The 26,822-nt window shown below is 67.6% G+C and carries 26 protein-coding genes and 8 pseudogenes; 14 read left to right on the forward strand and 20 right to left on the reverse strand.

Going from position 1 to position 26,822, the window contains the following annotated elements; all coding sequences use genetic code 11:
• Positions 1-148: 148 nt before the first annotated feature.
• Positions 149-582 (reverse strand): annotated as a pseudogene (locus QF035_RS51145) (transposase); the annotation flags it as partial.
• Between the two features lie 50 nt (positions 583-632).
• On the opposite strand from QF035_RS51145, the pseudogene QF035_RS56315 reads away from it, so the two are divergent.
• From QF035_RS56315 to QF035_RS51160, 3 genes and pseudogenes are all read left to right on the forward strand, one after another.
• Positions 633-863 (forward strand): annotated as a pseudogene (locus tag QF035_RS56315) (transposase); the annotation flags it as partial.
• Between the two features lie 506 nt (positions 864-1,369).
• Entirely contained in the window at positions 1,370-2,497 is a 1,128-nt protein-coding gene (locus QF035_RS51155) for an amidohydrolase family protein (RefSeq protein WP_307529621.1), read from the forward strand.
• A gap of 219 nt (positions 2,498-2,716) precedes the next feature.
• A pseudogene (locus QF035_RS51160) lies at positions 2,717-3,488 on the forward strand (transposase family protein).
• 72 nt (positions 3,489-3,560) lie between these two features.
• On the opposite strand, the gene QF035_RS51165 reads toward QF035_RS51160, so the two are convergent.
• The 5 genes from QF035_RS51165 to QF035_RS51185 all read right to left on the reverse strand — a co-directional run bounded on the left by QF035_RS51165 (position 3,561) and on the right by QF035_RS51185 (position 8,718).
• Positions 3,561-4,088 carry a transposase gene (locus QF035_RS51165; protein ID WP_307529623.1) on the reverse strand — a complete coding sequence of 176 codons (528 nt, stop codon included), beginning with the start codon at positions 4,086-4,088 and terminating at the stop codon, positions 3,561-3,563.
• A gap of 23 nt (positions 4,089-4,111) precedes the next feature.
• On the reverse strand, positions 4,112-4,594 hold the full coding sequence (locus QF035_RS51170; protein WP_307529625.1) for a helix-turn-helix domain-containing protein: 483 nt from the start codon (positions 4,592-4,594) through the stop codon (positions 4,112-4,114).
• A 169-nt stretch (positions 4,595-4,763) separates the two neighbouring features.
• Positions 4,764-6,191 (reverse strand): IS701 family transposase, encoded by a 1,428-nt coding sequence (locus QF035_RS51175; protein WP_307529627.1) that lies wholly within the window; start codon positions 6,189-6,191, stop codon positions 4,764-4,766.
• 359 nt (positions 6,192-6,550) lie between these two features.
• Positions 6,551-7,078, reverse strand: coding sequence for a TerD family protein (locus QF035_RS51180; protein ID WP_307529629.1), 528 nt, complete (start codon positions 7,076-7,078; stop codon positions 6,551-6,553).
• A 455-nt stretch (positions 7,079-7,533) separates the two neighbouring features.
• Positions 7,534-8,718: a lactonase family protein gene (locus tag QF035_RS51185; RefSeq protein WP_307529632.1), complete on the reverse strand. Its 1,185-nt coding sequence runs from the start codon at positions 8,716-8,718 to the stop codon at positions 7,534-7,536.
• A gap of 381 nt (positions 8,719-9,099) precedes the next feature.
• Between QF035_RS51185 and QF035_RS51190 the strand changes: the two genes are divergently transcribed.
• The gene (locus QF035_RS51190; protein ID WP_307529634.1) at positions 9,100-9,750 is read left to right on the forward strand and encodes a hypothetical protein; all 651 of its coding nucleotides are present in this window, start codon (positions 9,100-9,102) and stop codon (positions 9,748-9,750) included.
• A gap of 312 nt (positions 9,751-10,062) precedes the next feature.
• Here the strand turns inward: QF035_RS51190 and QF035_RS51195 are convergent, their stop codons facing one another.
• The 5 genes and pseudogenes from QF035_RS51195 to QF035_RS51210 all read right to left on the reverse strand — a co-directional run bounded on the left by QF035_RS51195 (position 10,063) and on the right by QF035_RS51210 (position 11,828).
• On the reverse strand, positions 10,063-10,245 hold the full coding sequence (locus QF035_RS51195; protein WP_307529636.1) for a hypothetical protein: 183 nt from the start codon (positions 10,243-10,245) through the stop codon (positions 10,063-10,065).
• 460 nt (positions 10,246-10,705) lie between these two features.
• Positions 10,706-10,885: a hypothetical protein gene (locus tag QF035_RS51200; protein WP_373466881.1), complete on the reverse strand. Its 180-nt coding sequence runs from the start codon at positions 10,883-10,885 to the stop codon at positions 10,706-10,708.
• A 286-nt stretch (positions 10,886-11,171) separates the two neighbouring features.
• Positions 11,172-11,318, reverse strand: a complete 147-nt coding sequence (locus tag QF035_RS51205) for a hypothetical protein (RefSeq protein WP_307529637.1) — start codon at positions 11,316-11,318, stop codon at positions 11,172-11,174.
• Positions 11,319-11,350: 32 nt separating this feature from the next.
• A pseudogene (locus QF035_RS56015) lies at positions 11,351-11,440 on the reverse strand (hypothetical protein); the annotation flags it as partial.
• Between the two features lie 70 nt (positions 11,441-11,510).
• Positions 11,511-11,828, reverse strand: coding sequence for a DUF3040 domain-containing protein (locus QF035_RS51210; RefSeq protein ID WP_307529639.1), 318 nt, complete (start codon positions 11,826-11,828; stop codon positions 11,511-11,513).
• A 179-nt stretch (positions 11,829-12,007) separates the two neighbouring features.
• Here QF035_RS51210 and QF035_RS51215 point away from each other — a divergent pair.
• Positions 12,008-12,164 (forward strand): annotated as a pseudogene (locus tag QF035_RS51215) (SRPBCC family protein); the annotation flags it as partial.
• A gap of 212 nt (positions 12,165-12,376) precedes the next feature.
• Here QF035_RS51215 and QF035_RS51220 read toward each other — a convergent pair.
• Positions 12,377-12,823, reverse strand: a complete 447-nt coding sequence (locus tag QF035_RS51220) for an SsgA family sporulation/cell division regulator (protein ID WP_307529642.1) — start codon at positions 12,821-12,823, stop codon at positions 12,377-12,379.
• Between the two features lie 356 nt (positions 12,824-13,179).
• Here QF035_RS51220 and QF035_RS51225 point away from each other — a divergent pair.
• A pseudogene (locus QF035_RS51225) lies at positions 13,180-13,326 on the forward strand (IS5/IS1182 family transposase); the annotation flags it as partial.
• 42 nt (positions 13,327-13,368) lie between these two features.
• Here QF035_RS51225 and QF035_RS51230 read toward each other — a convergent pair.
• From QF035_RS51230 to QF035_RS51245, 4 genes are all read right to left on the reverse strand, one after another.
• Positions 13,369-14,202, reverse strand: coding sequence for an EamA family transporter (locus QF035_RS51230; RefSeq protein ID WP_307529643.1), 834 nt, complete (start codon positions 14,200-14,202; stop codon positions 13,369-13,371).
• A gap of 6 nt (positions 14,203-14,208) precedes the next feature.
• Positions 14,209-14,733, reverse strand: coding sequence for a MarR family winged helix-turn-helix transcriptional regulator (locus QF035_RS51235; protein ID WP_307529645.1), 525 nt, complete (start codon positions 14,731-14,733; stop codon positions 14,209-14,211).
• A 152-nt stretch (positions 14,734-14,885) separates the two neighbouring features.
• The gene (locus tag QF035_RS51240) at positions 14,886-15,320 is read right to left on the reverse strand and encodes a chromate resistance protein ChrB domain-containing protein (RefSeq protein WP_307529647.1); all 435 of its coding nucleotides are present in this window, start codon (positions 15,318-15,320) and stop codon (positions 14,886-14,888) included.
• Complete coding sequence (locus QF035_RS51245; RefSeq protein WP_307529649.1) at positions 15,317-15,847, reverse strand: Chromate resistance protein ChrB; 531 nt, start codon at positions 15,845-15,847, stop codon at positions 15,317-15,319. Before QF035_RS51245 ends, QF035_RS51240 begins: the two co-directional genes overlap by 4 nt.
• A 188-nt stretch (positions 15,848-16,035) precedes the next feature.
• On the opposite strand from QF035_RS51245, the pseudogene QF035_RS56020 reads away from it, so the two are divergent.
• Positions 16,036-16,539: pseudogene (locus QF035_RS56020) on the forward strand (chromate transporter); the annotation flags it as partial.
• A 328-nt stretch (positions 16,540-16,867) separates the two neighbouring features.
• Positions 16,868-17,434: a chromate transporter gene (locus QF035_RS51255; protein WP_307529653.1), complete on the forward strand. Its 567-nt coding sequence runs from the start codon at positions 16,868-16,870 to the stop codon at positions 17,432-17,434.
• A gap of 324 nt (positions 17,435-17,758) precedes the next feature.
• Here the strand turns inward: QF035_RS51255 and QF035_RS51260 are convergent, their stop codons facing one another.
• Both QF035_RS51260 and QF035_RS51265 read right to left on the reverse strand, forming a co-directional pair.
• Positions 17,759-18,739, reverse strand: coding sequence for a GNAT family N-acetyltransferase (locus QF035_RS51260; RefSeq protein ID WP_307529655.1), 981 nt, complete (start codon positions 18,737-18,739; stop codon positions 17,759-17,761).
• A gap of 631 nt (positions 18,740-19,370) precedes the next feature.
• Positions 19,371-19,865, reverse strand: a complete 495-nt coding sequence (locus QF035_RS51265) for a hypothetical protein (RefSeq protein ID WP_307529657.1) — start codon at positions 19,863-19,865, stop codon at positions 19,371-19,373.
• Between the two features lie 255 nt (positions 19,866-20,120).
• Between QF035_RS51265 and QF035_RS51270 the strand changes: the two genes are divergently transcribed.
• Positions 20,121-21,026, forward strand: a complete 906-nt coding sequence (locus QF035_RS51270) for an ETEC_3214 domain-containing protein (protein WP_307529659.1) — start codon at positions 20,121-20,123, stop codon at positions 21,024-21,026.
• 145 nt (positions 21,027-21,171) lie between these two features.
• On the opposite strand, the gene QF035_RS51275 is transcribed toward QF035_RS51270, so the two are convergent.
• A complete protein-coding gene (locus tag QF035_RS51275; protein ID WP_307529661.1) occupies positions 21,172-21,804 on the reverse strand; it encodes a type III effector protein in 633 nt (210 codons plus the stop codon).
• Positions 21,805-21,932: 128 nt separating this feature from the next.
• Between QF035_RS51275 and QF035_RS51280 the strand changes: the two genes are divergently transcribed.
• The 3 genes from QF035_RS51280 (at position 21,933) to QF035_RS51290 (ending at position 23,362) form a co-directional block, all read left to right on the forward strand.
• Positions 21,933-22,364 (forward strand): Hsp20/alpha crystallin family protein, encoded by a 432-nt coding sequence (locus QF035_RS51280; RefSeq protein ID WP_307529662.1) that lies wholly within the window; start codon positions 21,933-21,935, stop codon positions 22,362-22,364.
• A gap of 100 nt (positions 22,365-22,464) precedes the next feature.
• Positions 22,465-22,860: a DUF2267 domain-containing protein gene (locus tag QF035_RS51285; protein WP_307529664.1), complete on the forward strand. Its 396-nt coding sequence runs from the start codon at positions 22,465-22,467 to the stop codon at positions 22,858-22,860.
• Positions 22,861-22,918: 58 nt separating this feature from the next.
• Positions 22,919-23,362 (forward strand): DUF2267 domain-containing protein, encoded by a 444-nt coding sequence (locus QF035_RS51290; RefSeq protein WP_307529666.1) that lies wholly within the window; start codon positions 22,919-22,921, stop codon positions 23,360-23,362.
• Between the two features lie 967 nt (positions 23,363-24,329).
• Here the strand turns inward: QF035_RS51290 and QF035_RS51295 are convergent.
• A pseudogene (locus QF035_RS51295) lies at positions 24,330-25,208 on the reverse strand (IS5 family transposase).
• 125 nt (positions 25,209-25,333) lie between these two features.
• On the opposite strand from QF035_RS51295, the gene QF035_RS51300 reads away from it, so the two are divergent.
• Both QF035_RS51300 and QF035_RS51305 read left to right on the forward strand, forming a co-directional pair.
• The gene (locus tag QF035_RS51300) at positions 25,334-25,522 is read left to right on the forward strand and encodes a hypothetical protein (protein WP_307529668.1); all 189 of its coding nucleotides are present in this window, start codon (positions 25,334-25,336) and stop codon (positions 25,520-25,522) included.
• Between the two features lie 914 nt (positions 25,523-26,436).
• Positions 26,437-26,775, forward strand: coding sequence for a MerR family transcriptional regulator (locus QF035_RS51305; RefSeq protein ID WP_307529670.1), 339 nt, complete (start codon positions 26,437-26,439; stop codon positions 26,773-26,775).
• The last annotated feature ends 47 nt before the right edge of the window (positions 26,776-26,822 follow it).

Consider the following 26,822-nt stretch of genomic DNA (forward strand, 5'->3'; position numbering starts at 1 on the left):
CCGAGCACGAGCCGGAACCAGGTGTCACGAACCCCCATGGTCTCGTAATGCGTGGGCCTGATTCCGTTGACGAAGTCGGCTGGTTGAGGTCAGGCTGCTGCGAGGCCGTGGGCGGTGCACAGTTCGCGGACTTTGCTGGGACGCGCCGTGGCCGGTTCTGCCATTCGGCCATGCCGTCCATCACCGTGTCGGTGATCGTGCTGATGGTCGTCTTGGACACATCCGCGCCGTAGACCTCGGCCAGGTGCGCGGAGATCTCCCCGTGCGTGAGGCCCTTTGCGGACAGCGAGAGCACCATCTCGTCCACGCCGGTCAGCCGGCGCTGCCGCTTCTTGACGATGGCCGGCTCGAAGGAGAGCCCTCCTGGTCGCGGGGCACGTCGATCTCGACCGGCCCGATGTCCGTCAGCACCGTCTTGGTCAGCTGCTGCTGCAGCAGCCCGCCCTCGCCGGTTAGCTGCAGCCCCTTGCTGCGGGCCTGCTCGACGAGCTGGTCGATCAGTTTCTGCTCGACCGTCGCGGCCTCCGGCGACGGTTCCGCCTGGTCATCGGCGGCCACGAACTCGGTCACCGTGTCAGTCACTTGATGTCTCTTCCATGATCATCAATTGCACTGGTGAGCGTACAGACCCTCAACTGGTCCGCCTGGCCAAGATCCGCTGGCGCATCGAGCACGACTACCGCGAACTCAAGCACGGCCTGGGCCTGGACCACTTCGAGGGACGATCCTGGAACGGCTGGCATCACCACGTCACCCTGGTCACCGCAGCCCACGCGTTCCTCACCGAACAGCGCTTGGCCCCAAAAGCCGATACAGCGGGCTCACTCTCTACCAGATCCTCGACGCCATCCAGGACCTGCTGAACTGCTGGACCGGCACCTGCACCACCTGCCACCGCCCCCTGCCCAGAACATCCGCCACCAGCCCAAACCCAAGAGCCAGAGCAACCTAACGGAGTCCTGCCAGTGCTGGATTCCTCAAACGGTGTACACGTATCGGCGCCGTAGTCGGCGGGTTGGCGGTGCGGGTCTGCCCCAGATCCACGGTTTGGCACGGGAGTTGAGCTCGACGCCACCACGCTGGTGCGTGCGCTGGGCACCTGGTTCGGCCAACCGGCCTGAGCACCGTATTAACGTTCGTCTCAGGTTCGCTTGGTAGGAAGTAGGCATCCAGATAAGCGAAGTAACCCGTGTGTAGGAGGCTAGTGATGGCAGTCAACGCAGCGCCGTCAGGGAAAGCGCCGCCCGGGCGGTTGAGGGGGACGCGGCGTGGGTGGACACCTGGGCGCGCCTGGTAACGACGAAGGGTCGATCTGAAAGTGTCTTGCAGACGGATGCCGCACCACATAAACACCTGAGGAGAAACTGACATGAAGTCCAACGCAAACCCTCTGAAGCACCTCACGACGGGACGCCGCGGCTTTCTAGCCGGCACGGCAGCACTTGGCATTGGTGCCGGCTTGTCCACGCATGCCATTGCCTCCCGCGCGGAAGCGAACGAGACTACGGATTTTTCACAGCGAGACCAGGACCTGCCCTTCATCGGCACGGAAGAGACCTTTTCCACCCATGAGTTGATGGTGCTGAACGACAGGCTGTTCCTCGAGGATACTGGTCTTGCCGAGCTCGGCCCGCGCCGCATCGGTGCAATGGATGAGGCGGGGCTCAACGTTCAAATCCTCTCCGCACATACGCCAGGTGTGCAGAATGTCAAAGGTCAGAAGGGCATCGATTTTGCGTATCGTCTCAACAAGTTGCTTGTCGATGGACCGATGGCCACCTATCCGGGGCGGTTTAAGGCATTTGCAACCTTGCCTCTGCAGAATCCGGAGGCCTCGGCAGACGAACTGGAACGCACAGTTCGGGAAGATGGCTTCCTGGGATGTTTGACCAATGGAATCATCGGGAAGAAATTCCTCGACCATCCCGACTTTGAGCCCCTGCTGGCGCGCGCCGAAGCCCTTGATGTGCCGATATACATCCATCCGGGCCTGCCGCCTGACGAGGTTTTCGAAATCTACTACAGCAATATGCGGCCGGAATATCAGAAGGAGTTCCAGGACCAGGTTCTCAGCATCTCTGCATATGGATGGCACCAGGAAGTCGTTACTCAGTGCCTCCGAATGATCACCTCAGGAGTATTCGACAGGTATCCCAAGCTCCAGATTATCATCGGCCATATGGGAGAGGGCCTTCCGTTCTTCTATAAACGCGTCGTGGAGAAGATGAGCGAAGTGACCAAGAAGAGCCTGGACAAGCCGTTCGAGCAGTATTTCCATGAAAATTCCTGGTTCACAACCAGCGCATTCCCCCAGACTGAACTGCTCGATCTCCTGCTGAAGTACATAAGTGTGGATCGAGTGATGTTTGCAACCGACTACCCGTTTGCGAATATGAAAACTCAAACCGACTGGTTCCGGGGAGTCGATTTGCCACGCGAAGCCAAGGAAAAAATTGCGTTCCGAAATGCGGAAAAACTGTTCGGAATTAAAGTCTGACACGTCCCGACGGGCAGAATGATGCCCGTGAAGTGACGCGCCAGCGTCGGCAGAAGTGGAGAATGCTTTGTCTGTAAGGCGAGAGTACAGCCAAAGTATACGATGGCGGCTGCCGCATCACGCGGTCTTCATACAACGGCGGATCGCATGCTCTTCTAGAGATCGAAGGGTCGCGCTAAAGGGTGTTGCAGAAGGCTGTGATCAGGGCATTTCCCTTGTATGCGTGGGGTGTTGAGGGTTGATCCGTTGTGGGTGGAGACGGTCGCGGGACTGCGGATGAAGCAGTTCGAGCGGTTGCTGAAGGTAGTGCGGGAGCGAGGTGGTGACGGGCCGCGCATCGGCCCGTCCGTGGTGTCTGTCGCTTGCCGACCGAGTGCTGGTGGTGGCTGTCTACTACCGGACGAACCTGACCATGCGGCAGCTCGCTCCGCTGTTCGGGGTCTCGCCTGCCACGGTGTGCCGGGTCATCCAGCGGTTGCGGCCCCTCCTCGCGCTCGAGCCGGCCTCCCGTCCGGTCGATGCTGCGGACCGGCTGTGGATCGTGGACGGCACGCTTGTTCCGGTCCGCGACCGCAAGGTCGGTGCTTCGAGCCGCAACTACCGGTTCTCCGCGAACGTGCAGGTCATCATTGATGCCGACACCCGCCTGGTCGTGGCCACCGCCCGTCCGGCCCCGGGTAATAAAACCGGCGCCCATGTGTGGCGCAACTCCGGCCTGCCGGACCGGTGCCAGGGCGTCACGGTGCTCGGCGACGGCGCCTACATCAACACCGGCCTGGCCGTCCCGCACCGCAAACGACCCGGCCGGCCCCTGCTGGCCGGCGAAGAAGCCGACAACGCCGAGCACCGCAAGGTCCGCGCCCGCGTCGAACACGTCATCGGCCGGATGAAGAACTACAAGATCCTCCGCGACTGCCGTCAGCTCGGCGACGGCCTCCACCACGCGGTCCAAGCCGTCGCCCACATGCACAACCTCGCCCTCAACTCGTGATCACAACAGCCGCGGTCGGGCTTTGACCTGCCAAAACACGGCCTTCTGCAACACCCTTTAGTGCTGGGTTCCTCAAACGACGTACACGTATCGGCGCCGTAGTCGGCGGGTTGGCGGTGCGGGTCTGCCCCAGATCCACGGTTTGGCACGGGAGTTGAGCTGGCTGGTTGCAAGGGTGGTGGCGTGTTCGATGTTGTCACGGTTCGCGGATGACCGGCCGGCGAGGGCGGCTTTGCGGAAGATGCGCCACCAGCCTTCCTGCAGGTTGAGCCGGCACCCGCCGACGGGGATGAACGCGTGGTGGATGCGGGGATGGTCCTCGAGCCAGGTCCGGGTGGACAGGCTGTTGTGACTGGACAGGTTGTCGGTGACGATCCAGAGTTCGCCGGTCGGGTTGGCGTCTTCGATCTGTTGCAGGAACTGCTGGTAGAAGACGCTGTTGCGGGAGGAAGCGGCCATGGTGATCTGCTGGCCGTCCCGGATGCGTAAGGCCCCGTAGACCCAGGTTTTCTCGGGTCCGCGGCTGTGGTCGAGTTCCGCTTTGATCCGGTGCCGGTCGGGTGACCAGGCGGGTGCGGGCGGGAAGGTCCGTGGGATCACTGGCCCCAGCTCGTCGGCGCAGATCACCGTCGCGTCGTCGGGCGGGTGAGTGTAGAGGCCGATGATCCTTGTCCTTTTGGGACGAAGTCCGGGTCCTTCGAGCGCGTCCAGGACCGGGTGCGGCGCCAGCGCACGCCCTCGGCAAGCAGGATGCGCCGGACCTGTGAGCGGCCCACCTCGATACCCTCGGCCCGCGCTGCCGCGGCCAGAGAATCCGGAGTCCACTCGGGTGGCCCGGACTCGTCGAAGGCCCATAGCTCTCCGACGGGCTCCCACCGCAGCCGTCCCGGTGGCACCGTCTTGACCAGGGCGATGATCCGAGATCGTTCCTCCTCGGTGATCCGTCGCTTGCGGCCCTGCCCACCCCAGATCATCCAGCCCTGGCAGGCCTGAGCGGTTGGAGCGGTGCAACCAGCACCGAACCTTTTTTGGCTGCAGTCCAGCTCCACGGCGATCGCCGGCACCCGTAGCTCCGACCAGCTCAGCTCGATCATCCGGGCCCGCATCACTGCATCCTGCGGAGCCTTCCGCGCCCGCGACAATCGACGAACGACGGCCCGTTCGTCCTCGTCACGCCCCGGTCGTGCCCGTAACGCCATGATCCAGCACCCGCCCCCGAGCACCGTTAACTACCCCGCCACCAGGACATATACCCAGCGAAAGAGGAACCCAGCACTAGCGGTGGTTTGTTAGGTCGGGCAGTAGAGATCGAGGGGTCTGCCGGTGCTGACGGCGTGGAGCAGGGCATTGAGTTCGGCGGGCGGGGGGTTGGTCGTCCAGGCTCGGCAGCAGCGTTGCAGCGTGGCCCAGGGCATCAACCAGCCACGGATGGCGCGGATGGCCCGGGGCCAGCAGGCCGCCTGAGGCCGGTGGGGCGGTCGTGTGCCCCCTCTCTGGGGCAGGAGCCGGCTTGTGCTCACCGGCGAGTGGGTCGGGGGTGAACCAGGTGTTCCAGCAGAAGCTGAAGGCACAGTTCACGAGGGTCTGGTGGCGGCGGATGCCGGTGTCGGAGCGGGCCTGGAAGTCGGCCCGGCCGAGTTCGTCCTTGACCTGTTTGTAGCTCTGTTCGACCCAGTGCCGCAGCCCGGAGAGCCGTACCACTTCGGTGAGATCGGCGGCCGGGTGGCGGCTGTGTGCCTCGCGGGGTGATCCGGGCCGGGGCAGGTTGGTGGCCAGGTACCAGGTGGACGTCTCGGGCAAAGTGGCCGGGTGGGTGGTGGCCACCACGAGCCGGATCACACCGTTGGGACCCCGCCAGTCCAGCTGGGCGTCGGCGGCCCACCAGGTCGCGGTGCGTCCGTTGCGGAAGGTGCGGGTCACCGGCTGCCAGTCGCCGCTCTGTTCCGGGCCGTGCCAGGCCAGTTCGCGGGCGGCGTCGACGGGCCGGAAGGCGTCCTCGTACTGCCAGGTGCCGTGGCCGCGTTTGAGGGCCATCACGAACGGCATCCGGGCGTCGGACAATTCGGTGCGGAAGGTGTTGTGGTCGCCGTAGGCGCAGTCGGCGACGACCGCCCGGAACACCACGCCGGCCGTCTTTGCCGCGCGGGCCAGGGCGGCCCCGATCTGCAGCTTGGTGCGGAAAGCCGGGTCGTTCTTCCCGCCGGGGAAGTGGTGGGCGGGGGTGTAGGGCACGGCATGCAGCGGGTAGTAGAGGCGTTCGTCGGCCCAGCAGGTGGTCACCGTGACCACCCCACGGTCGATCTTCCCGACCGAGCCGAGGTACTGCTTGCCCACGTGCGCGGTTGCGCTGCCGTCCTTGCGGTCACCGGAATCGTCGATGACCAGCACCCCGCCGTCATGCGGCGCGGTCGCCGGGTCGGCCAGCATCAGCTCAAGGCGGCGGGCGTTGATTTGCGCGCCGTCCCAGGTCGACTCGGACAGGAAGAACTGCAGGCGCTGCACCGCCGCATGCTGGGCACCCGCCACGGGCTCCGTGCCGGCCAGGCAGGTGAGCGTTTTGTTGCGGTCCCGGGGCAGCAACAGGCCGGCCAGGTATTCGCGAAACCCCCGCCGCTGGGCCAACGTCCCGAAGAGATCGTCGAAGCCGGCGGCGTACGCCTCCAACGGGCCCGGTGCGGGAGGACACGGCAGCCGCTTCGTCATCTCAGGCTCCCCAGACCGTAGTTGACGCCTTCACCTCACGGCCTACACCCGCACGAACCCGCCGTCAACAAACCACCGCTAGTGGTCTTCTTCTGGTGCTGCATCGGCCTGTCCACCATGGCCCTGCTGCCCTTCGGTATCGCCCTCCTGAGAGGCCGGGCGCCGCAGCGAACACGCGAGCGCTGGTCCCGGAGTACGGTTCTCAGGCCGGCGCAGCCGGTATCCATGACAGATCGGCCATGGAGCGGCGCAGGAAGACGGAGCCTTGCTGCGTAGACGATCCTCGGCTTTGGTACAGCGGCGGGGCGGGGCGGGGCCACCGCGATCGGTCGCGCCTCGGGCTTTGCCGGCCGGTCGGGTTACGGGGTGCTGCCCATCTCCGAGGTGAAGACTTCGGGGTCGCTGTCGAACCCCCGGACCATCTTGTGAAACTCCCATGATGTGGAGGCGTCCCGGGTGAACTCCGCGACCGTTGTGGCGGTGCATCCGGAGACCTGCGCGAAGTTGTCCTTGAGGAGTTCCTTGTAGCCCTCGGCGACGAGCACTCCGGCGTTCGACAGGTCACCGAAGGTTTTGGGGCCGCTGTTCTGGTGGATTGCCACGCCCACGACCACCCGTGCGAAGGAGGGGGCGAGGCGATCGAGCTCCAGGGTCATCACTTCGACGTAGCCGAAGCCCTGGCCGGTCTGGCTGTGCCGGCTCATGTTGATGGTGCCGTCCGGTGAGCGGCTGTCGAAGTGGACGATGTACACCGGTCTCCCGTACGGGGCGTCCGCCGAGTAGGTCGTGGCGATGATGTCGAGATGGTGGGGTGGCTGGTTCCAGGGACTTGGGTCCCACTTGAGTCGTACCTCGGCCTTCCGCACGCCCTGGTTGCCGCTGCTCACCGGATTGCTGCCTCTCGCGTATCGAGTCGTCAAAGGATGGTCCCCGCATGGTCAAGTATGGCTCTCGGGCATCCTGTTGAAGCCTCGGGCGGCAGCTCGCGTATGGGCTCGAGGTGTGCACACGCTTTGGCCGGCGCAGGGGGTTGAGGCGTATGGCGACCTGCGGGGCGGCGCACGACTTGGATCGTCTGCAGTGCCTCGTCTCGTCGGCGGCCCGTGACCGGGGCTGCAACTGGTGCCGCGTCGCTCAGCACCGCCGGGCGTGAGCATCTGGCTTCTTGGCCGCGCATGCAAGGGTGCAGTTCGTTCAACGTCACCCGGTCCACGAGAAGCCCCAGTTCAGGGCCTGGGGATTCCGTTGTGGACGGCGGCTCTCCGATTTAGAGGAACCCTCCGGGCGGCCGCGGAAGTCTGTGCGTCTGGATGGGGCTCTCTGTGACGGTCGTGTCCCGGTGTCAGACGGCGGCGATGCCTTCCATGCCGGACTCGTCGAAGGCGGGCAGGCCCTCGGCCGTCGTGACTTTGGTGAGGGCACCGTTGGCTTCGACGCGGAAGCCGTCGACGGTGCCGGAGACGGCGTTCTGGACGTAGACGAATTTCTCGTCCTCGGTCACGGCGAGGTCGATGACGCCCTGCGAGTTGGCGGAGGGCGGGGTGGCGATGCCCACCTCGTTGGTCAGGGCCAGCTTGCCCCGCTTGTCCATGCGGTATCCGGTGACGGTGGAGTTTCCGGTGTTGCCGCCGTAGAAGAAGTCGCCCGCGCGCTCCAGCCAGCACAGGACCTCCTGGCCGTTGGCCAGGGGCTGTTGAAGGACCTTCAGCTTGCCGTCGAGCTTCACCTGGTACGTGGTGACAGTGGACTTCTCGGCCTCGGCGACCAGCACCCGCTTCCCGGTCCTGTCGAAGCTGATCGCGAACGGCACGCCGCCGGCCGACTCGTTGACAACGGGGTCGGCGACGGCCGGCAGGCCGTTCGGCTTCATCGGGAAGACCTCGACGGTGTTGTTCCCCTTGGTGGTGACGATCAGATTGCGCCCGTCCGGGGCGAACTCGACCTCACCCGGCGAGGTGTCGAAGCGCGGAATATCCTCGTTGTCCAGGCGCAGGGAACGGTAGGACCCCTTCAGGGGCTTGAGTCCCTTGCTGGTGACCCTGAAGCCCTGGACGCTGCCCTCGCCGCCGGCGTTCATGACGTACGCGACCGTGCCGTGCACCGCGATACTTGCCGGGAACTTGCCGCCGGAGTGCACGACGCGTCGGTCCTTGAGCTGTTGCCCTTCGACGCGGAAGGAGGTCACCGTGCCGCTGCCCGCGTTGACGGCCAGCAGCATGCCCGAAGGGTCGTCGTAGACGAGTGAGCCCTGGGAGGCGAGCGAGTCTGTGGGTGCGTCGACCTGGTCACCGCCCTGGCCGCCGGTCGCGTAGGTCTCCGAGGGACTCAGTTTGCCGTCGTCGTCCCGCGCGAACACATGGATGGTGTTGCCGTCCAGCTCGTTGCCCTGGACGAAGACCGCATGGTCGGCCCCGGCCGTGCTCCCGGAGTACTGGCTCGCCGAGGCCAGTGACACAGCCACCGTCGCGGCCCCGGCGATGGCCAGGGCCCCGCCGCCGACCACGATGCGCCGTGTCCTGGACTTCACCCGGTGACCGCCATGTATGTCGGCGGGCCGGCTCGTGCGACGGTGGGTCTTGCGGCTGCTGTGCATATCTATGTCCCGTTCCTCTGTGTCGGCGCAGTGCGGTACACGGCTGTGGACGACACCAGAGTGGCCAGTGGGAGCGGTGTGCCGATGCGGAACGGTGGCCGCGTCAGACTCTTGTAACACGGTCCTGGTGGCAGGACGACAGGGCTTACCCCTGGCGCGGGCAGGCGACGAAACCTCCTCGCCGGGCGCGGGTTCTCGTGCCCGGCAAGCCCTGTGTTCGCGAATCACCGAGTCACTCGGTCTGAGGACGGCAAGCGTCTTACGGAACTCTTACGCGGCTGTTTCGGATGCCCTCACGCACCTACGCTCGCAGGCATGTCGACCATCCGACGCATTGCTCTCGTCACCGCCGCCCCACTGGTCCTGGCTGCGGCGGGCATCGCGCATCCGCATGGGCTGTCCCGATCGACGGCCGCGGACTGGGCGCACCTTCACATCGTACTGTTGCCGGTCTTTCCGTTGCTCACGGTCGGTCTCCTGGTTCCTTTGTGGCACCGGCCCCGCCTCGGCCTCGCGGGTTTCGCCACCGTGGTGGCCTGGGCGGGTGCCTTCGTCTACGCGGCCTTCTACACGGGCCTCGACGCGGTCGCGGGCATCGCGGCCGGAACCGCGGTCGAGCACGCCGGCGCGACAGCGAGCCTCGGACCGGTCAAGCGCCCGCTCTACGACACGGGTGAGGCGCTGGGGCAGGCCGGCGCCTACGCCCTCATCGGCGCCATCGCGGCCACCGCGGTCGCGCTGCTCGCGAAACACGGTGTCCGAGTACTTCCCGGCACGGTGGTGCTCCTGGCGGCGGGCTGGTCCTTCGTCGACAGCCACATCTTCTGGCCACGCGGCGTATGGACGATGCTCGGCTTCGCCCTGGGCTTCGCGCTGCTCGCCTGGGGGACCGTGGTTGAGCGACCCACCGGCGAGACCGGCATGCTGCCCCGCCACCCAGCGGGCGATCACGTGACCGGAGAGTGACCGTGCCGCAGCCCATGCCGAACAGGTGCTGGACATCTACCGATCCGGCATCGTGGAAGGCAACGCGACCGCCTGGACCGAGCCCCGGCTGTGGCCGCCTACTACATGACCCTCCTGTACAGCCCTCGCCTCGGCGCCACAAGGAGCGGGCGCACATGTCCTCGGCTGGATCGCCGCTCCACGCGTCTTCGACCGCTGCAGGAAGTCGATGCGACCAGAAGGGACATGTGGCAGGTCACTACGGTGTGGCAGCCGCCGACACTGGGCCCCGGATGACCGGCGTTGGCTGCCGGTAACTCCCGACGGTCTGTGTCAGCTGTCGTCCTGGACGGCGAGGGCGTGGTCCGCTTCGGTGGCGGAACGGACTGGATGGTCGGCTGGGGCAACGGCCGCAGTGGCTCGGACGGCTGCGGTCGCCAGATATCCGCCGCCGATGACACTCAGTGGACTCGGTGCTGCGGGCTTGTGGTTGTCGCGCCCGTTGGGCCTGCTCATGCTCGACTCCTCGCGGTTCTGCCACCGCCACTCCGGTCCGGTGGCGAGGGGCCAGGCTTGCCGCTTCAGGAGCCTGAGCGGAGTTGGTTGATGATCGTGTCAACCTCTCGTAAGAACTGGTCAGTACGCCTCCCGCTTCAACTACGTTGACCCGAACCTGCATGGTTCACCATGCATCGGGGCCCGCGTATACGAGCCCGGTCAAGAAGAACGCGACGTCCTGGCGCCCTCGGCCTGCGCAGCGCCGCGATACCGGCCCGACAGCCTCCTGGGACTGGCAGTCATCACGTCAGCGGCAACGGAGGCCGACCCCACGTACGCACCTGCCCGGCGCCCTGTGGAGCGGCGTAGTACCACCGCACGCCTGCGAACCGCAGTCGGGGTGAGGGTTGATTCCAGCGTCGCGGGCGTCATCAGCCAACCCAGCCCTCCCGAAGTCGCGGCTCAGCGCGGCGAGTTCTTACGAGAACCTGACGCGACGACCCAATGCCTCCGTCACAGCAGCCCCATGGACCCACGGGCGGTAGTGGTCCGCGATCCGGAGTGCGTCGAAACCGGTCTGCTCGGCCATCCGGGCCTGATCGACGATTTCCGCCGGGCTGTGTTCCTCGCCCGACAGGAAGCATCCGAAGTCCGGCATGGTCTCTCCCAGGTGGAGCATGTGGCGGCGGATCTCCGAGCGCCTTGGCGAGTACCCCGTGATCCGAGGTGCATAACAGGGGCGTGAGCGGTGTCCGGGGAGCGGCGGAGGGCGCTGGGAAGCGGATCGTGCGGGGGTTCGTTGTGCCGGACAGGACGTTCTCACCTGCGGACGGGCATCGGACGCACCAGCTGGACCAAGGCCCTGGGGCCAACGCGCTGATGATGACCGAGTCAGGAGTGCGGTGGTCCTGGGCTGCTCGCCCGTGTCGATCCCTTGGTGCTCATCATGAAGTGCGCGTATGCCTCGTACACAGCGCGATCTCGCTGTACGCCGTGTCGCCCGAGCGCGACGTCTGGCCGGTCGAGCAGCACATCCCCGCGGCGTCGGTGCCGGTCGCCTGGATGTGCCGTTGGCCGCGGGGCAGATCCACGCGTCCTCCCAGGCGGGCGGTACGGCCAGGTCGCGCAGGCGTTGCTTCTCGGCTCGGTCGGTGATGGAGCGGCCGCCGGGATCGACGTAGCGAAACCCTCGCCCGCAGCGGATCCGGGTGATCCCGGCCTGTGGAGGTCGCTGTCGCGCAAACGGACCCGCCGCCGCGAACCGCCTGGCGACGGCGCGGAGTTCACGGCCATGACCTGGTGCGGTCCTCGGCGCCGGCCGGACGGCGCAGCATCCGGAAAGCCAGCAGGAGGGTGATGGGCCACAGCGCGATGAGGCACCACAGGGCGGCCGCGTTGGAGGTGAGAATTCCCATGACGAGGAGGAGCAGTGACGTCCACGTCAGGGCGGCCACCGACAGGGGCAGCCACGGCCGGGCTATCGGGTGGCGCATCCGCCGGACCAGGCGCCGGTCCTGGCGGAGTTCCGCCTCGATGCGCCCCAGGGCGAGGAGTTCGTGCGACGACAGCGCGACGTCATCAGGGTCGTTTCGGCTTTCCACGGTGAACACCTCACTGGTCCAGGGCTGGGGCACCGGAGCAACTCCACCCTGGTCGGCGCGGGAGTCCTGGTGCCGATGACCGGACGAGTTCCCCGCGAAAGCCGACCGACGCCTCTGGACGGCCGGGCCGGAGGCTTCGTACGGCTCTGCCGGCTGCTCGGTGCCTCGCACAAGTCGTAGGCGTCGAGGAGGCCCGGCAGCTCGACGAGCGGCACAATCACTGGACCACCAGGATCGGCGGGGTGCGGCGAGTTCGACATCGAGATCGTCGACCAGTTGCCGGACGGCCGCATCACCTGGCGGTGGGTGGGCGGTGACACTCGCCAGAGCGGATCTCAGGTTCGAAACGGCGCCCCTCCGTCACGAATTGCTCAGACTGCACGCGGACCTTCTTGCGCAAGGCAGCGTTCTCCGGCATGGAAGGGTGTCTTTCGCTTGTGGGCTCCGCGTCATGACGTGGGCAGCGTTCTTGCCACGGCGAAGCCCTCAGTCGTTCCGCCCACCAAGAGGCAGGGGCAGAAGGTGTCGGACCGGGTTTCGGGGCAAGCTCAGTCCTGGTCGAGCAGAGGCGCGAGGAAGTCGTCCCAGTTCAGGTGGTGGCTCTCCGTGTTCTGGGGAACGAGTTGCAGGGTGACGTCCAGCCAGTTGGAGATCACGTCTAGTTCCATCTGGAAGACGGCGCAGCTTCTGAGAGGCCCGAGCCGGATACGCAGCCATCCACGGCCGTCCGCCTGCTGGACGGGCCATACGGCCACGTCGCCGATCCCCTCAGGGCGGCGCAGCCCGAGCAGGAGAGCGTCTCGTGACAGGGACCATTGGATCGAGGCGCCGTCGGGTTTGAGGCTGATGCGGACGGCGAACGGGTCCAGGGACGTGTAGTGCAACTCCAGGTCGAGGGGTACGGCAGGGCGGCCGTCGCGGACCAGGTGCGTACGGTGGTGCAGTGTGGTGGTGCGGTGGGGGTGAAGTTCCGTCAGCGTGACTGGCTTTGACACGAGTGATCACTTCCGAAGCGTGACTGTGACAGACCGATGGCCGCCAGCTTTCCTCGTACCTGCCGTCTCAAGCACGGGATATGACGGGTACCCCCGATTGCGGTGGTGCAACGACTCCTGGAACCCAAGGCCCAGGCCCGCCCCTTCATGGTGAGTAGCCGCCAGGACAGGCATCTCCTCACCTGCCCAGGCGGGTCGGCCCTTGTCCATGGTGGGCCTGCCCTCGACACGCTTCTTCGTCTCCGGGTCGAGATGCTCCCGCATGGCGTGCGATTCAAACGGCGGTGGTGTGCGGTCGGCTGCCTGCGACTCTTTCTGACCGCTGCCGGAGTGCTCGGGCCGGATATCTGGGATTTCGTTTCCCAGTACGGAGAACGCGATACCTGTCCCAGCTAGCCGGATGCCGTCGTCTGCACGACCGCTACGAGCGCGAACCAGAGCGCTTTCTGACCTTCACCGCGATCGCCGCCATTCTCATCAACTACCGCAGACTCACCCCCTGATCGACTGCGGACGTCATGAAACTGGTTGGTGCCGCATTCACCTCACCCGAGAGCCAGCAGGGCAATGGCAACTCCTGCAGCTACGAGACCGGTTACCTGGATTCTTCCAAGGCGTTCGCGCAGCAGCGTGATGCCGAGCAGAACAGGGATCGCGGGGTAGAAAGAGGACAGAGCCACAGCGATGACAGTGAGCTGCTGTCGAACTGCTTGCGAGTAGAGGATGAGCGCGAGGGCAGCTGTCATACCCGTGGCCACGGCGCCGACCAGGTTCCGCGTCGTGATTCGAGGACGTTTGCGAGTGGGCGCGGCCAGGGGGAGCAACGTGATCACAGCGGCGAGGCGGCCCGCGGCCACCGGCCATATGCCTCCTCCAGCCTGCACAAGAGCGAGGTACTGCAGTGCGATGCCGCACCCTGCTATGAGGCCGTCGCTCGACGCTGCCGAACCCAGTCCTTCGCGGTTGCCGTCACCGGTACGGCTCACGAGCCACAGCGCAGGTACGGCGACGGTCAGTCCGAACCAGGACAGAGCCTGCGGGCGATCGCCCAGCAGCAGGACGCCAACGAGGACCGGCAGTGCCACGCCGGTGACGGCGCTGACCGGCACTACCAAACTCATCGACCCGCGGCTCATTCCGCGGTAGAGGAAGATCATCCCGATCCCCGTGCCCACACCCGACGCGGCACCCCACGCCAGTTCGGCGACGTCCGGGACGCCTTTGGACAACAAAGGGGCGGTCACCAGCGCCAGCACCAGGCCCCCGGCTTGTCCGGCGAGGGCGACGACCACGAAGTACGCGCGCCGAGACAGCAGACCCCCCGTGAAGTCGGCCACGCCGTAGCAAATCGCCGAGCCCAGCGCCGCAAGAACACCCATCGAGCGTCACCCGCCAGCCTCGTCGCGCTCGGCCTGCCCGACCGGGCACGCAGCGCCCTCGACGCAGCTACTCCTGTCGCACAGCCGACACAGCAGATCAGCGCTCTGTACGCCGTGGTACAGGCGTGCGAGCAGCTTGCAAAGCAGGCTCTCAAGAGCGGTCGTTTCCTCGCCGTCGAAGCCGGACAGCACCTCAGCCACAGCGTCGTCGCGCGCGCGGAGCACCTTCGAGGCTGTTAGCCGACCATGATCCGTCAGCGTCACCTGCACCAGCCGCCCTGCGCTGGGGTCGCGTCGGGCGAGACCTGCCGCTTCGAGAGAGTCGACCATGCGGGCAGTCGCAGACTGAGAGAGTCCGATCCTGCGTCCCAGCTCCGTAACGCCCAAGCCCGGCGAGGTCGACAAAACGACCACGGCGGCCGCGGCGCTTGCACTGACCCCCGCCGCATCAGCGATACGAGCCAGCGTCCGATCAGTGATGGCCAGCGCAGCAGCGCCCAGAAGGTTCGACACTCGGTCGGCGTTATGCATGACTCATGCATAACGCCGACCGAGTCAAATCACAACCCAAGAAGGCGACGACGCGGGGCTGGCCGGCTGAGCGGCCAGCCCTTCTCGACAGCCCCGTGCGCGCCAGGATTCGGCGCGGCGAGCGGCAAGGCCGAAGGCCCGCTGCTTTTACGTCACGCGGGTTCGCGGCCCAGGAGTGTGGCGCGGCGGTAGTACTCGTACAGGCCGTCGAAGACCGGCTTGGTGACGGTCATGGTGTGTTCGTCGTCGCCGATCATCGACAGGCCGCGCAGGACGACGTCGAGGCCGGGGGCTTCGGGGGCGTCGAAGCGTTCGTCGTCGAGGTCGGCTTCGTGGATGATCGCGGCGATGCGCTTGAGGGCCGCGTCGGTGGTGAGGTCGTAGCGGCGGAGGATGGTTTCGAAGCTGCAGTCGCCGTGGTGGTGGCCGAGTTCGGCGCCGCGCATGTCGAAGGGGGTGGTGTCGGCGGGGACCTCGGCCGGGTCGGCGACGAACACGAACTCGGCGTCGGTGTCGACGAAGCGGCGGATCAGCCATGCGCAGGCGGCGCGGTCGATGTGGATGCCGGCGCGGGTGGCCCACTTCATGCGGAGTTCTCTTCGGGAGCAGGGGTGGTCCCTGTGTTGGCGGGTTGCAGGGCGGCCACCGCGGTTTCGGCGGTGCGTCGTTGCGGTGGAGGGAAGTAGTCGCGGCGGTTGATGCGGCGCAGTTCGGCGCGGAGTCGGCGCAGGGTGCGCTGCCGTTCGTCGTCGGGCTGGTGGCGGGCCTGTTGGGCCTGGGCGCGGACCTGCTCGTACTCGGCGGCGCGGGCGTCGGCCATGGCCTGCGCGAGCTTGCGTTCCTCGGCGAGTGCGGCCGGGTGGGCGATCCACACGGTGGCGGTGCCGCCGGAGTCGGTGACCTCCTCGGCGATCCAGTCCAGCTGCTCGCGGGTGCGGGCGTCCGCGGGCAGGGCGATCAGGCCGTCGCTGATCTGGGCGACACCGAGGCGCTTGAGCTTGCGCCAGACGGTGATGCGCGGGGTCGAGGGCTCGCGCGGCAGACGGTAGGACAACAGGACCCACTGGCCCGGGCGGTCGGGCAGAGCCGTGGGCGGCTGTTCGTGATCGGTCACGCGGGGGTTCCCGGACGGCGCTGGTTTCCCATCGCCACGAGGGTACGGGGAGCAGGCCGACCGGCTGTGGCCGACGGCCGCAACAAACTCTTCATCCGCACGGCAACCGCGCTCCCTTCCACCGCACCATATTGCGATGTAACCATGGTTGCACTTTTCTGAGAGTCCAGGGACGGAGACCTCCGCGGATGACCTCCACCGACCACCCGGCCCCGCAACAGCCACCACCCGACCGCGGCGATCTCATACCGTTCCGCCAGGCACTGCGGACCTGGTTCGCGATCTCGCTGCAGACCTTCGGCGGCCCGGCCGGACAGATCGCCGTGATGCAGCGGGCCCTGGTGGAGGAGAAGCGCTGGATCGGCCAGCAGCGGTTCAACCACGCCCTGAGCTACTGCATGGTGCTGCCCGGCCCTGAGGCCCAGCAGCTCGCGATCTACACCGGCTGGCTGCTCAACGGCACCCGGGGCGGTCTGGCCGCCGGCACTCTCTTCGTGCTGCCCGGCGTCGTGGCGTTGCTCGCCCTGTCCGCGCTGTACGTCGGCCTGGGTACGACCACCGCGGTCACCGGACTGTTCGCCGGGCTCGCCCCCGCTGTGGTGGCCATCGTGGCCCAGGCGGTGTGGCGGGTCGGCCGCCGCTCCCTCACCCGCCCCCTCCTGGTGGGGCTCGCGGTGGCCTCCTTCGCCGCACTCGCCCTGTTCCAGGTGCCGTTCCCAGTGGTGATCGTCGTCGCCGGGGCAGCCGGATGGTTGATCGCCCGCCGGGCCCCCGGCGTCATCAAGCCCACCGCCCACGACTCCGGCGACGGCGGGCCGGCCCCGCTGATCCCCGACGACGCCCTGCACCACGAGCGGCCCAGCCGCCGTCGCACGCTGCGCATCCTGCTGATCGGCCTGCTGTTGTGGGCGGTCCCGGTCGCGGCCGTCGCCGCCCTCACCGGAACGGGGAGCGTGTTCACCACTCAGGGGCTGTTCTTCTCCGGCACCGCCCTGGTGACCTTCGGCTGGCGCGTACGCGGTGCTCGCCTACGTCGCCCAGCAGGCCGTGCAGACCTACGGCTGGCTGAACGCGGGAGAGATGGTGCGCGGCCTGGCGCTGGCCGAGACCACGCCGGGACCGCTGATCATGGTGGTGCAGTTCGTCGCGTTCCTCGGCGCCTACCGCGATCCCGGCTCGCTCGACCCGTGGGCGGCCGCCCTGCTCGGGGCGCTGCTGACCACCTGGGTCACCTTCGTGCCGTGCTTCCTGTTCATCTTCCTCGGCGCCCCCTACATCGAGCGGCTGCGCGGCAACCGGCACGTCTCCTCCGCGCTCAGCGGCATCACCGCCGCGATCGTCGGCGTCATCGCCAACCTCGCGCTGTACTTCGCCGAACACACCCTCTTCACCACCGTGGACGACCACACCGTCGGCCCGCTGCACCTCGCAGTACCGGACTTCGCCACGTTCCGCCCTGTCGCCCTCGGCATCGCGCTGGTCGCCGTCGTCCTCATCCTCCGAGTGCGCTGGAGCGTCCTGCGCACCCTGGGCGTGTGCGCCGGCCTCGGCCTGGTGGCCGCACTGGCAGGACTGACCGGAAGCTGATCCGTGTCCCTCTCCGAGGAGCCGGGCGTCGTCCTCTCGCTGGAGAGAGTGACGTTGCGGCGTTGCTCCATGGTGCTCACGAACACCCAGACCTGGCGCGGCAAGCCCGCCGCCACTGACCCGGCACCGGACTTCATCGGGCTTCAAGCCCACACCGGGAAGGTGGGGTTCAGGAACATCAGGATCAAGGAGCTGGCTCTGTTCATGAGAAGGGACAGCACTTCGACAGTGGTCCGGGAGGCGTCTGGCCGTCGGCGCCGACGCGGAATGTTCACGGGTTCGGGCAGCACTGGGCCTTCCTCGTGGGCCGAGTGTGGCGAGGTCTCAGCGCCAGTCGTCGATCACGTAGGCGTCGGGGTGGCTGTAGCCGGGTTCGTTGGGTCTGTGCATGGTCACGCCCTGCAGCCAGGTGCGGAAACCGCGGTCGACCATTCGCCGGTAGGCATCCTGGCGGGCCAGGCTCATTCCGGCGTCCAGTTGCCCCAGGCCGCGCTCGGCGGCGAGCCGCTCGCACGCGTCAAGCAGTCGTTCGAACCGGTTGGCGGCCTCCGGGCCAGGGCGTACGGCTCCGAATTTGACGAAGCACACGTCTTCTCCGGCCTCCGACCCGGCTCCGCAGTGGCAGACGGCCAGGCCATCGAGCTCGGAGCCGGCGCCCTGGAGCAGGATGGTGTCACCGAGTCCCTGCGCGTGCATGGCCACGATCTCGCGTTCCAGGCTCAGGCCCTCGTACACGGCCTCGGTCAGTGTGCGACAGAGGCTCAGGGCGTCGGGCTGCTCGGCGGCGGGCAGCTGGCCGTACAGCACTCGGCCGGGGACTGCGGCACTGCCTGTGACCTGCTTCTTCATGATGGCTGTGAGGAATCGGGGCCAGAAACCGTACCGGCGGTAGAGCTCCAGGTGCTTGGGACTGTGCGAGAAGGTGAACAGGCCCAGGTGTCGGTTCTTCCAGGTGTCGAAGCAGTCCATGACGGGCTCCATGAGGCGCCTGCCGATGCCCTGGTCCCACAGGTCCGGACGTACGGTCAGCGGGCCGAAGTACCCGACGCTGCCCCAGTTGGCGGCGAAGTTCGATCCGGCGACTTCGCCCTCGACCGTCGCTGCGAAGGCCGCCTGTGGATCGGCTGCCCAGCGGGTGCGGACGTAGTCGGCGGTCCCGAAGAACGTCTTCGGCTCGGGAGCCCCGAGGAATGTCCCGAAGGCGACCCTGAAGATCTCGTCGGCCCGATCCAGGTCCGCCTCACCCAGCGGGTGGACCGACGCAGGGCCCGTGCCACTCTTGCGTTCCCCTGCCGGTGGGGTCATCGCTCTCTCCTTCCCGACCCCCTGTTTCATCGCACCACGGGCGTGCGCCGCAGGCGAGGCGAAAGGTCCACCGATACCCAGGGACCGAGGGACCGAGGGACCGAGGGACCGGACCGGTCTGCCTTGCCTGTCCGCCGGCAACTGCAGCAGTCGCGGTACCGAGGCCCAGGAAGGCCACCCCCTGCCCGGGACGGGGAGTCAGCCGACGGGTGCTGTCCGTTCTCGTGAACATTGACTCGGCCCCGGGCGGGTGCTTCCCAGAGTGATGAAAATCGCCGTCGTGATCCGGTCTCTGACTCATCTTCTGTGGAGTAGTAACGCTGCGTGCTGTCGAAACCCTGCTCACCCGACCTGGGTCTCAGGCGGTATCGAAGTACGGACGAATGTGGCGGCTCTGGCAAGATTTTCGTAGGCGGAGATCATCTGGGTGCCGTGGTCGGCCGGTCCGCATCATGGGCAGGATCTGACTGTGCACTGTTGAACTTCCTTGCCTGTTACCGCACTTGGCGGATGTGCTGGCGGTCTCGATTGATGTCTCTGATCCGGCGGTGGTGGTCCGGGCCCGGACACGGGCCCGCGCTCCAGCGTGGTGTACGGGGTGCGGGGCACCGAGTGAGTGGGTCCACAGCCGCTACGAACGCCGCCTCGCTGATACCGCTCTGGGTGGCCGACCGGTCCGAATCGACAGCAGCAGTGCCGGGGCGACGTCGGCGAGCGCGGACTGCATCTGCTGGGGCAGTGCCTGCCCGGCCCGGGAGGCCAGGCCTCCGCAGCGTAGGTAGTCCTCCAGCGGTTGGCCGGGATGGTTCGCCTCCCAGTAGCGGCGCAGAGCCAGGTCAAAGGCGGGCAGCGGACGGCCCAGTTCGGTGAGCGCAAGCCGGACCGTCAGGACGATCCATTCGAGGTTGATGTTGGCTGAACGGGCGAGGTCGACGCGTACGGGAAGGATCCGCTCACCGCTCCAGGCGGGCTCGCCCCACTGTGCGGGCCGGTGCTCGGCACCAGTGAGCGCGGCCTCGACCTTCCGGGGAAGGGTGGTCTTTCCGACGCCGCCGATGCCGTGGAACACGAGCACGTTGGTGCGGGGCGCCTTCAAGTCCTCCACGTCGAAGGACCGGTCGGCCACGGCGCGCAAGTGGTCGGGGAGCGCGGCCGCGACGGCCTCTCACTGGGACTGACGGTTGGTAAACGCCTCCTGTGCATTGAGGCCGCGGTCGGTTGTGCTGAACAGGGCCCTGAGATCCCGGCCTGCCACACCCACCCCCGAAAGATGATCACCTGCGTGCTCCAACCTATGCCCGCAGCATCGGGTTTGGGGAGCCCGCATTGGCTGCGGCTGCCAACTGCTGCCTGCCGGATGGAAGTGCGGCATCCTTCAGCGATGCAGCCCGATCCCGAGCCCTGGTACAGCACCACGCTGAACGTCTGGACACTGGCAGGTGTGCTCGTCGCCACCTCGACCATCCTCAAGGCGGTCACCGAAGGGTGGCGCCGCACCATCGGCCGCAGGCGCCACCTCACCACGCCCCTCCGCAAGATCGCCCCCGGCGTCCGGCACGAGTACATCGAAGCCCTGCTCGGTGAGCCGAAGTGGCAGTCGAAGCTGACGTGCACGCGTCTCGCCCCTCTTGAGCCGGAGGAAGCCGACGACGCGGACCTGGAAGCGGAGATCACCGTCCGCACCTGGCCCCTGTCATGGCTGGGCTACCTGGTCACCTGGTCGGAGGATGACGTCGTGGTCATGTACGGGATCACCACAACCAGTTGGTGGTTTCGGCCGGGCGTGCTGATCGGCCAGACACGGATCCGGCTCGGAAAGACCTCCTTCGCGGCCCTTGACGACCAGAGCGAGCATCGGGTCTGGCTCGGTGCCCGCCGCTTCGGGTACTTCGAAAACCACTACTTCGGAAACATCGGCGGTTACCGCTCGTGGTACGTCGGCGTTAACGACATCGGCTACAACGCCATCCCCGCCACCTCCGACCTGTTCGACGACGAAGACGACTCCTGCACCCGGCTCCGGTCCGGCAGCCGGGACGCCTACCGGGCGAGCACGCCGATCAACACGGTGGTCATCAGCGGAGTCGCCCTCTACGAGGAACTCCAGGACGGCAGCTTCTTTGGCATCTCCCTGGGCGTGGACGGAGACCTGGTCCGGCTCGCCGATCCCGAATACCAGGCGCTGGACAGCCGGATCAGCCGAGCCCACCGGCGTTTCCGGGATTGGCAGTGGCGTCTGAAGTACCAGCGCTGGGAGAAAAAGCAGCGGGTTCTGCCCGGCCGGTGACCTTGCTGCCCCTCACGAGCCGCACGAGGCTGCACTCCGTGTTCTACGTCGACGAGATCACCGGCAGGTCGAGGGAGCCGGGTCCTTCCCCTTCTCGATGCCTCGCCGGCCGTGGAGCCGGGCGATGGCCGAACAGTGGGTGGGTTCAGGGGGGTGTGAGGGTGTCGAGCCGGGCGGCGAGGTCGGGGTGGGCGGCGGTCAGGTGGGGGCGGGTGGCGGCCAGGGGGGCGATGAGGTCGGCGGGGTCGTCGTGGGCGAGGGCCGCGTGGAGCTTGTTGAGCGGGCGGCGAGCGGCGGCGGGGAGGTCGGTGAGGGCGGTGATCTGTCCGGCGAGGCGACGTAGGTCGGCGGCGTTGGTGCGGGCCCAGGTGGCGGTGGTGCGGTCGGCGGCCCGGGCCTGGCGGGTGGCCGTCACGCGTTGCTCGCCGGTGGTCCCGGCGGGGCCGGGGCGGCCGCGCAGATAGCGGCGTTCGGCTGCCTGGCGGCTGGCGACGCCGAGGGGATGGGCGAGATCGGCCCAGCTGGCGCCCGCGTCACGGGCGGTTTCGATCAGGCCGGTCTCCCATCCGGCGAGCTGCTCGCGAACCTGCCGCAGCAGCATCAGGGAGGCCAGCGCCTGCTCCGGCCCGGGACCGGGAGCAGCCGGGGTGTCCGGAGAGTCTCGCTGGGCGTCGTGCAGGGCGTCGTCTATGACGGTGAGGGCCGCTGCGGCGGCGAGGAACGACGCCGGGCTGTGGGCGTTCCTGCTGGTCGTGGCCGGTTGGTCGGATGCGGTCACGGACACCTCCCTCAGGTTGTCATCACATGGACGACACCGTGTTTGTCATCCATTGGATGACATGCTACAACGGTGTCAGTGAAGCGCATTGGCAGCAACTGCCTGAACTTGCTGGAGGTGTTCTCACGATGTTGATGCGCACTGATCCCTTCCGCGAGCTGGACCGGCTGGCGCAGCAGCTGATGGGCCCAGGCACCTGGTCCCGCCCGTCGGCGATGCCGATGGACGCCTACCGCGAGGGTGACGAGTACGTGGTGGCCTTCGACCTTCCCGGCGTCAGCGCAGACGCGCTCGACATCGACGTCGAGCGGAACATGCTCACCGTCAAGGCCGAGCGACGGCCGACGGCGAAGGCCGATGACGTGCAGATGGAGCTGTCGGAGCGGCCGCTGGGCGTCTTCTCCCGCCAGATCGTGCTCGCCGACACCCTCGACACCGAGCACATCAAGGCCGACTACGACGCGGGCGTGCTCACCCTGCGCATCCCGATCGCCGAGCGCGCCAAGCCCCGCAAGATCTCCATCGGCGTCGGCTCCGGCCGAAACGAGATCTCCGGCTGACACCGGCCGGACGGGTGCGGAGGACAGGCACCTGATCTCCCCCTCCACCCCGCCCTCCGCACCCCCTGGGCAGTCCAAAGAGGAAGAGGCGGCGGCCGAGATGACTCTGCGACGCGAAGTGTTCCTCGAGCACGTAAAGGAACGCGGCGAATACGGAACTACGGAGGAAGCCGACCGCGCGGCCCGCGTGGTGCTCGCCCTCCTCGGCGCGCATCTGGTCGGCGACGTCCGCGCCCATCTCGCGGCGCGCCTGCCGGAGGGCTACGCCCTGATCCTCCTCAACCCGCTGCAGAGCGCCGAACCGCTCCCGCCGGAGCGGTTCGTCCGGGCGGCTGCCGCCTGGATCGAGGGCGCCACCGGGCAGACCGCGGCCTGGGACGTCAGCGCCGTGCTGTCCACCGTCGCCGACGCAGCCGACGTGGACCTGCTGGGGCAGATTCTGCTCCAGCTTCCCGCCGGCTACGACCTCCTCTTCGGCCGCCCCCAGCCCATCTGACCATGACGAGTGGTGCCCACCTGGGCGCCGCCCCACTCCACGAAAGGCATGCACCGCAGTGATCTCCGACGCGCGCGTACCGCTTGAGCACCAGCAGCCGTACGGGACGGCGTATGAGCAGATGTTGGAGAAGGTCCGCTACGAAGGCGCCTACTCCACCCGTGAGCGGGCCGACGAAGCCGTCCGCCTGGTCCTGGCGGGGCTGGGGCGCCAGCTGACCGGCGACGAACGCGTCGATCTCGCCGCCCGTCTGCCCTTGGAGGCCGCCCGCGTCCTCACCGCGCAGATCCCCGACACCCAGCCCCTCACCGGCTGGGCCTTCGTCAAGGACCTCGCCGCCCGCACCGGCGCCTCCCTGGCCACCACCCGCTGGGACACCGGATCCGTCTTCTCCGCCCTCGCCACCCACGCCGGCCCCGACCTCATCACCCGCATCCTGCAACAGCTCCCCACCGGCTACGCCCTGCTGTTCGGCCGCGCCGAACTCACCCCCGCCGCGTAGACGGCGAGGCGCGTGCCCGGGGCAGGCGCAACAACCCGCCGCGTCGCTGTCCACCCGACGCCCCGGGCCCGCGAGGTGGCCGCCGCCGTCCACGCGCTGATCGTGGTCGGCGCGGGTAGAACCGGGGCCGCCCTGTGTGGGCGTGACGACTGGGACGATGGGCGCCAGGACCAAAGCGGCGGGAGGGGTGCAGGTGGCCACGTGGTGTGCAAGGCGTGCGCTGAGCGGGTCGAGGTGGACCCGCAGAGCGCCATGAGAGCAGCGCACACACACGCACGACGGGCTGGGCACGCCCCGGCGCCCTGGTACACCACGCTGCCCACCCACATGCGAGCGCGGGCGCCGGAGTGGGAGGTGGGCAAGCCGCCGCGGGCCGCGCCGCAACCGCGACCCGAGCGCGGACGGGCGAGGGCTCACTTCGCCATAGTCGTACTCCTGATGGCGGCGGACGTGTTGAGCGGCCTACGCCGGTCCGGCCGGTCGCGTAGCGCACTGAGTCGCACCGTCCGCAGCGCAGGGTTTGACGGTGACGACGGAGACAGCGACTACAGGAGGTGATGCCGAGGAGGGCCAGTGGGCGGCTGCTGTCGCGGGCGTGAGTTCGGTGCCGGCGTCGATGGCGGTGATTCCGGCGGTGCGTGACGCGCCGATGGCGGCGTTGCGCAGAGCAGCCATGACTTTGGACGGTGGGATGGCGGCCGTCGCCCTGGCCGGAGGTGAAGTCGATGATCCGCTGCCTGCTGCAAGCACTCGATCCTCTTCGTGATCGGATCGGCGAGCCGGTCCCGCGGTGCACGATCTGCTGCAGTCGGCGACCCTCGTCCTCGGTCAAACGACGTGCCCGAACAGGATCTGCCGTCCCGACAGCCTGCCCTGCCTCGTCGCCTCCGTCATGAACGAGGCCGGGCCTGTCCGACTCGGCCAACGTCCATGGACAGAGCACTAGGGTCTGTTGTGAAAGTGCTGGTCACAGCCACTCGTTGAGGACTGCGACCAGCACGGTCGCCTCGTAGCGGACCGCGAGCTTGTCATACCTCATGGCTACCGCCCCGTGGCGCTTGAGGCGGTTGATCCCGCACTCGACCGCGTGCCGCTGCTTGTAGTCGTCCTTGTCGGACTTGGGCGGCCGTCCGCCTCGCGATCCGCGCTTGAGGCGGTTGCGGACGCGGTCCGTCGGGACCGGGATCGTGGCCTTGATCCCGCGTCTGCGCAGGTAGGCGCGAGGGCTGCGGGAGTCGTACGCCTTGTCGGCCCGGACCCGGTCCGGCCGCCGTTTGCGCGGCCTGCCGACTCCGAGCCGGGGCACCCAGATCGCTTCCAGGACCGGCTCGAACCGAGGCGAATCACCCCGCTGTCCGGCGGTGATCACCACCGATAGCGGCTTCTGACCCTGCTCGACGGCGAGGTGGATCTTGCTGGTCAGGCCGCCCCGGGAGCGTCCGAGCCCGTGGTCGGCCGGCACGACGGTGATCCCGCCGGGCGGTTCGTTCCGGAGATCCCCCTTTTCACCGCCGCAGCCGCGTGCTGGTGGGCCCGGCAGACCGTGGAGTCGACGTTCACGTCCCAGGTGATCAGGCCCTTGGCAGCCGCCTCGGCCTGCGGCTGAGTGACGATCCGGGCCCAGGTGCCGTCGCGCTGCCAGCGCCGGAACAGGTCATAGACCCGGTCCCACGGCCCGTAGCGTTCCGGCACGTCACGTCAGAGAGCACCCGTCCGGGTCCGCCACCGTATGCCGTCTGTCAGCTGCCGCCGAGTCCATACCGGCGGACGGCCCGGACTTGATGCCTCGCGGCAGCAGCGGCCCAAGTCGGGCCCACTGGCCGTTCGTCAGATCCCCACGTCCCACAGACACGATCATCAATGATCAAGATCAACGTTCGCAACAGACCCTAGTCGTACGCCCTGGTCCGCCTCTTGGGTGACGGCACGCTTCTGTGCCGCTCTCTGGCCCCGTTGTGCCGGGTGTTCGCGGTGCCGGAGGCGGTAGCGGAGACGGCGGAGAGCCTGGTGCGGTCCTGGCGTACGCCCACCGGCGAGTGCGACGCGGAGTGGGACCACGCCCAAGCGGTGCGCACCGCGATCGACGCGTTCGGCAGTCAGTTCGTTGGCCAGAAGCACTGGTGGCCTTCTGTGCGCCGCCGATACCGCAGTCCGGGCTGAGCTGTTGACGCTGAGCACTTGATCCTTGGCAGGGTCACCGGTCACCGGTCACCGTCGGCGGTGACCTGGGGCTAGCGGGTGAGGAGAACGCTCACGGTCTTGCCTCCGCCCCGTCACTGTACGAGGCCGATTATCTCGCTGCCGAGCTCACAGAAATCTATGTTGGCCGGAGTAGACATTGGGTGGTGGTGTGGTTATGGTTTCTCTCGTAGCCGAGATCGAGCAGGGCCCGGCAGACACGAACTGCCGGGCAGTAGTACGCAGTTGCAGTACCGCAGGACGGTGCGGTGGTGGAGTTCCGAAGCCAGGGTTGTTGCAGGACGGCGACGGGGCTGACGACCGGACCGGGTGGCCCGCAGTGATCAGGGGCCGCCGTGAGCAGGACCGCAGTTAACGCAAGTGCAGTACCTGCAAGTGCAGTGCGCAGTACCCAGCAGCGAAGTAGGAGAGCAGCACCTCGGTGAAGGCGTCGGCTGCGGGCGCGCGTGCCGGGAGGTTCGGCAGTGGGGTTCTAAGCCAGAGCAGACGCAGGACGGGCGACGGGGCTGGCTGCCGAAGAGTGGCGCTCACCCAGGCCACCAGCAGTTCGCATCACCAGCAGTACAGAGCAGTTCGCAGGACCAGCAGTACGCAGTCCCCGTTGGCAAGTGTTGATCAAGAGGGAAGAACGGAGGAGCCGAGCGCCATCAGGATCGCCCGGGCAAAATGCTGAGCCCGGGTACCGCAGGACATCGATAGTGAGGTGGTCTCCGGTCAGGCAACCGCGATCCCCGCATTCCCCGCCCTCTCCCGGGTGGGCGTGCGGACACAGAAGGCCGGCGCAGTATCAGGGTCGGCAGATGGTGTAGCAGTTCCTTCGGGGCCCTGGCGCCAATGGCGCCAGGGCCCCTCCACGCGTTCCGCAGAGAGGTGCGATGACAGCAGACGACTCGTACGGCCGTCTCGATGACGACGACTACCCCGCCTACACCATGGGCCGGGCCGCCGAGATGCTCGGCACCACCCAGGGTTTTCTGCGTGCCGTCGGCGAAGCCCGTCTGATCACCCCGCTGCGCTCGGAGGGCGGTCACCGCCGCTACTCCCGCTACCAGCTGCGCATCGCTGCCCGCGCCCGGGAACTCGTCGACCAGGGCACCCCGATCGAGGCCGCCTGCCGCATCATCATCCTCGAAGACCAGCTCGAAGAAGCCCAGCGCATCAACGCCGAACACCGCCGCGCCGCCGGATCGGCCAACCCGACGAACGCGGCCTGAAGAGGCTGGACACTGTCGGCCTCTTCGGCGGGATCCGTCAGTGGAGC

Origin of the sequence: Streptomyces umbrinus, from assembly GCF_030817415.1 — a bacterium.
GTDB lineage: Bacteria > Actinomycetota > Actinomycetes > Streptomycetales > Streptomycetaceae > Streptomyces > Streptomyces umbrinus_A.

Excerpts from the sequence above, each read along its gene's own strand:
- QF035_RS51190 (WP_307529634.1), top strand. The coding sequence starts at position 9,100 with ATGTCGACCATCCGACGCATTGCTCTCGTCACCGCCGCCCCACTGGTC.
- QF035_RS51155 (WP_307529621.1), top strand. The coding sequence starts at position 1,370 with ATGAAGTCCAACGCAAACCCTCTGAAGCACCTCACGACGGGACGCCGC.
- QF035_RS51195 (WP_307529636.1), bottom strand. The coding sequence starts at position 10,245 with ATGAGCAGGCCCAACGGGCGCGACAACCACAAGCCCGCAGCACCGAGT.
- QF035_RS51200 (WP_373466881.1), bottom strand. The coding sequence starts at position 10,885 with ATGCCGGACTTCGGATGCTTCCTGTCGGGCGAGGAACACAGCCCGGCG.
- QF035_RS51305 (WP_307529670.1), top strand. The coding sequence starts at position 26,437 with ATGACAGCAGACGACTCGTACGGCCGTCTCGATGACGACGACTACCCC.
- QF035_RS51230 (WP_307529643.1), bottom strand. The coding sequence starts at position 14,202 with ATGGGTGTTCTTGCGGCGCTGGGCTCGGCGATTTGCTACGGCGTGGCC.
- QF035_RS51170 (WP_307529625.1), bottom strand. The coding sequence starts at position 4,594 with ATGCGGGCCCGGATGATCGAGCTGAGCTGGTCGGAGCTACGGGTGCCG.
- QF035_RS51285 (WP_307529664.1), top strand. The coding sequence starts at position 22,465 with ATGACTCTGCGACGCGAAGTGTTCCTCGAGCACGTAAAGGAACGCGGC.
- QF035_RS51270 (WP_307529659.1), top strand. The coding sequence starts at position 20,121 with ATGCAGCCCGATCCCGAGCCCTGGTACAGCACCACGCTGAACGTCTGG.
- QF035_RS51280 (WP_307529662.1), top strand. The coding sequence starts at position 21,933 with ATGTTGATGCGCACTGATCCCTTCCGCGAGCTGGACCGGCTGGCGCAG.
- QF035_RS51260 (WP_307529655.1), bottom strand. The coding sequence starts at position 18,739 with ATGACCCCACCGGCAGGGGAACGCAAGAGTGGCACGGGCCCTGCGTCG.
- QF035_RS51240 (WP_307529647.1), bottom strand. The coding sequence starts at position 15,320 with ATGAAGTGGGCCACCCGCGCCGGCATCCACATCGACCGCGCCGCCTGC.
- QF035_RS51175 (WP_307529627.1), bottom strand. The coding sequence starts at position 6,191 with ATGACGAAGCGGCTGCCGTGTCCTCCCGCACCGGGCCCGTTGGAGGCG.
- QF035_RS51235 (WP_307529645.1), bottom strand. The coding sequence starts at position 14,733 with ATGCATAACGCCGACCGAGTGTCGAACCTTCTGGGCGCTGCTGCGCTG.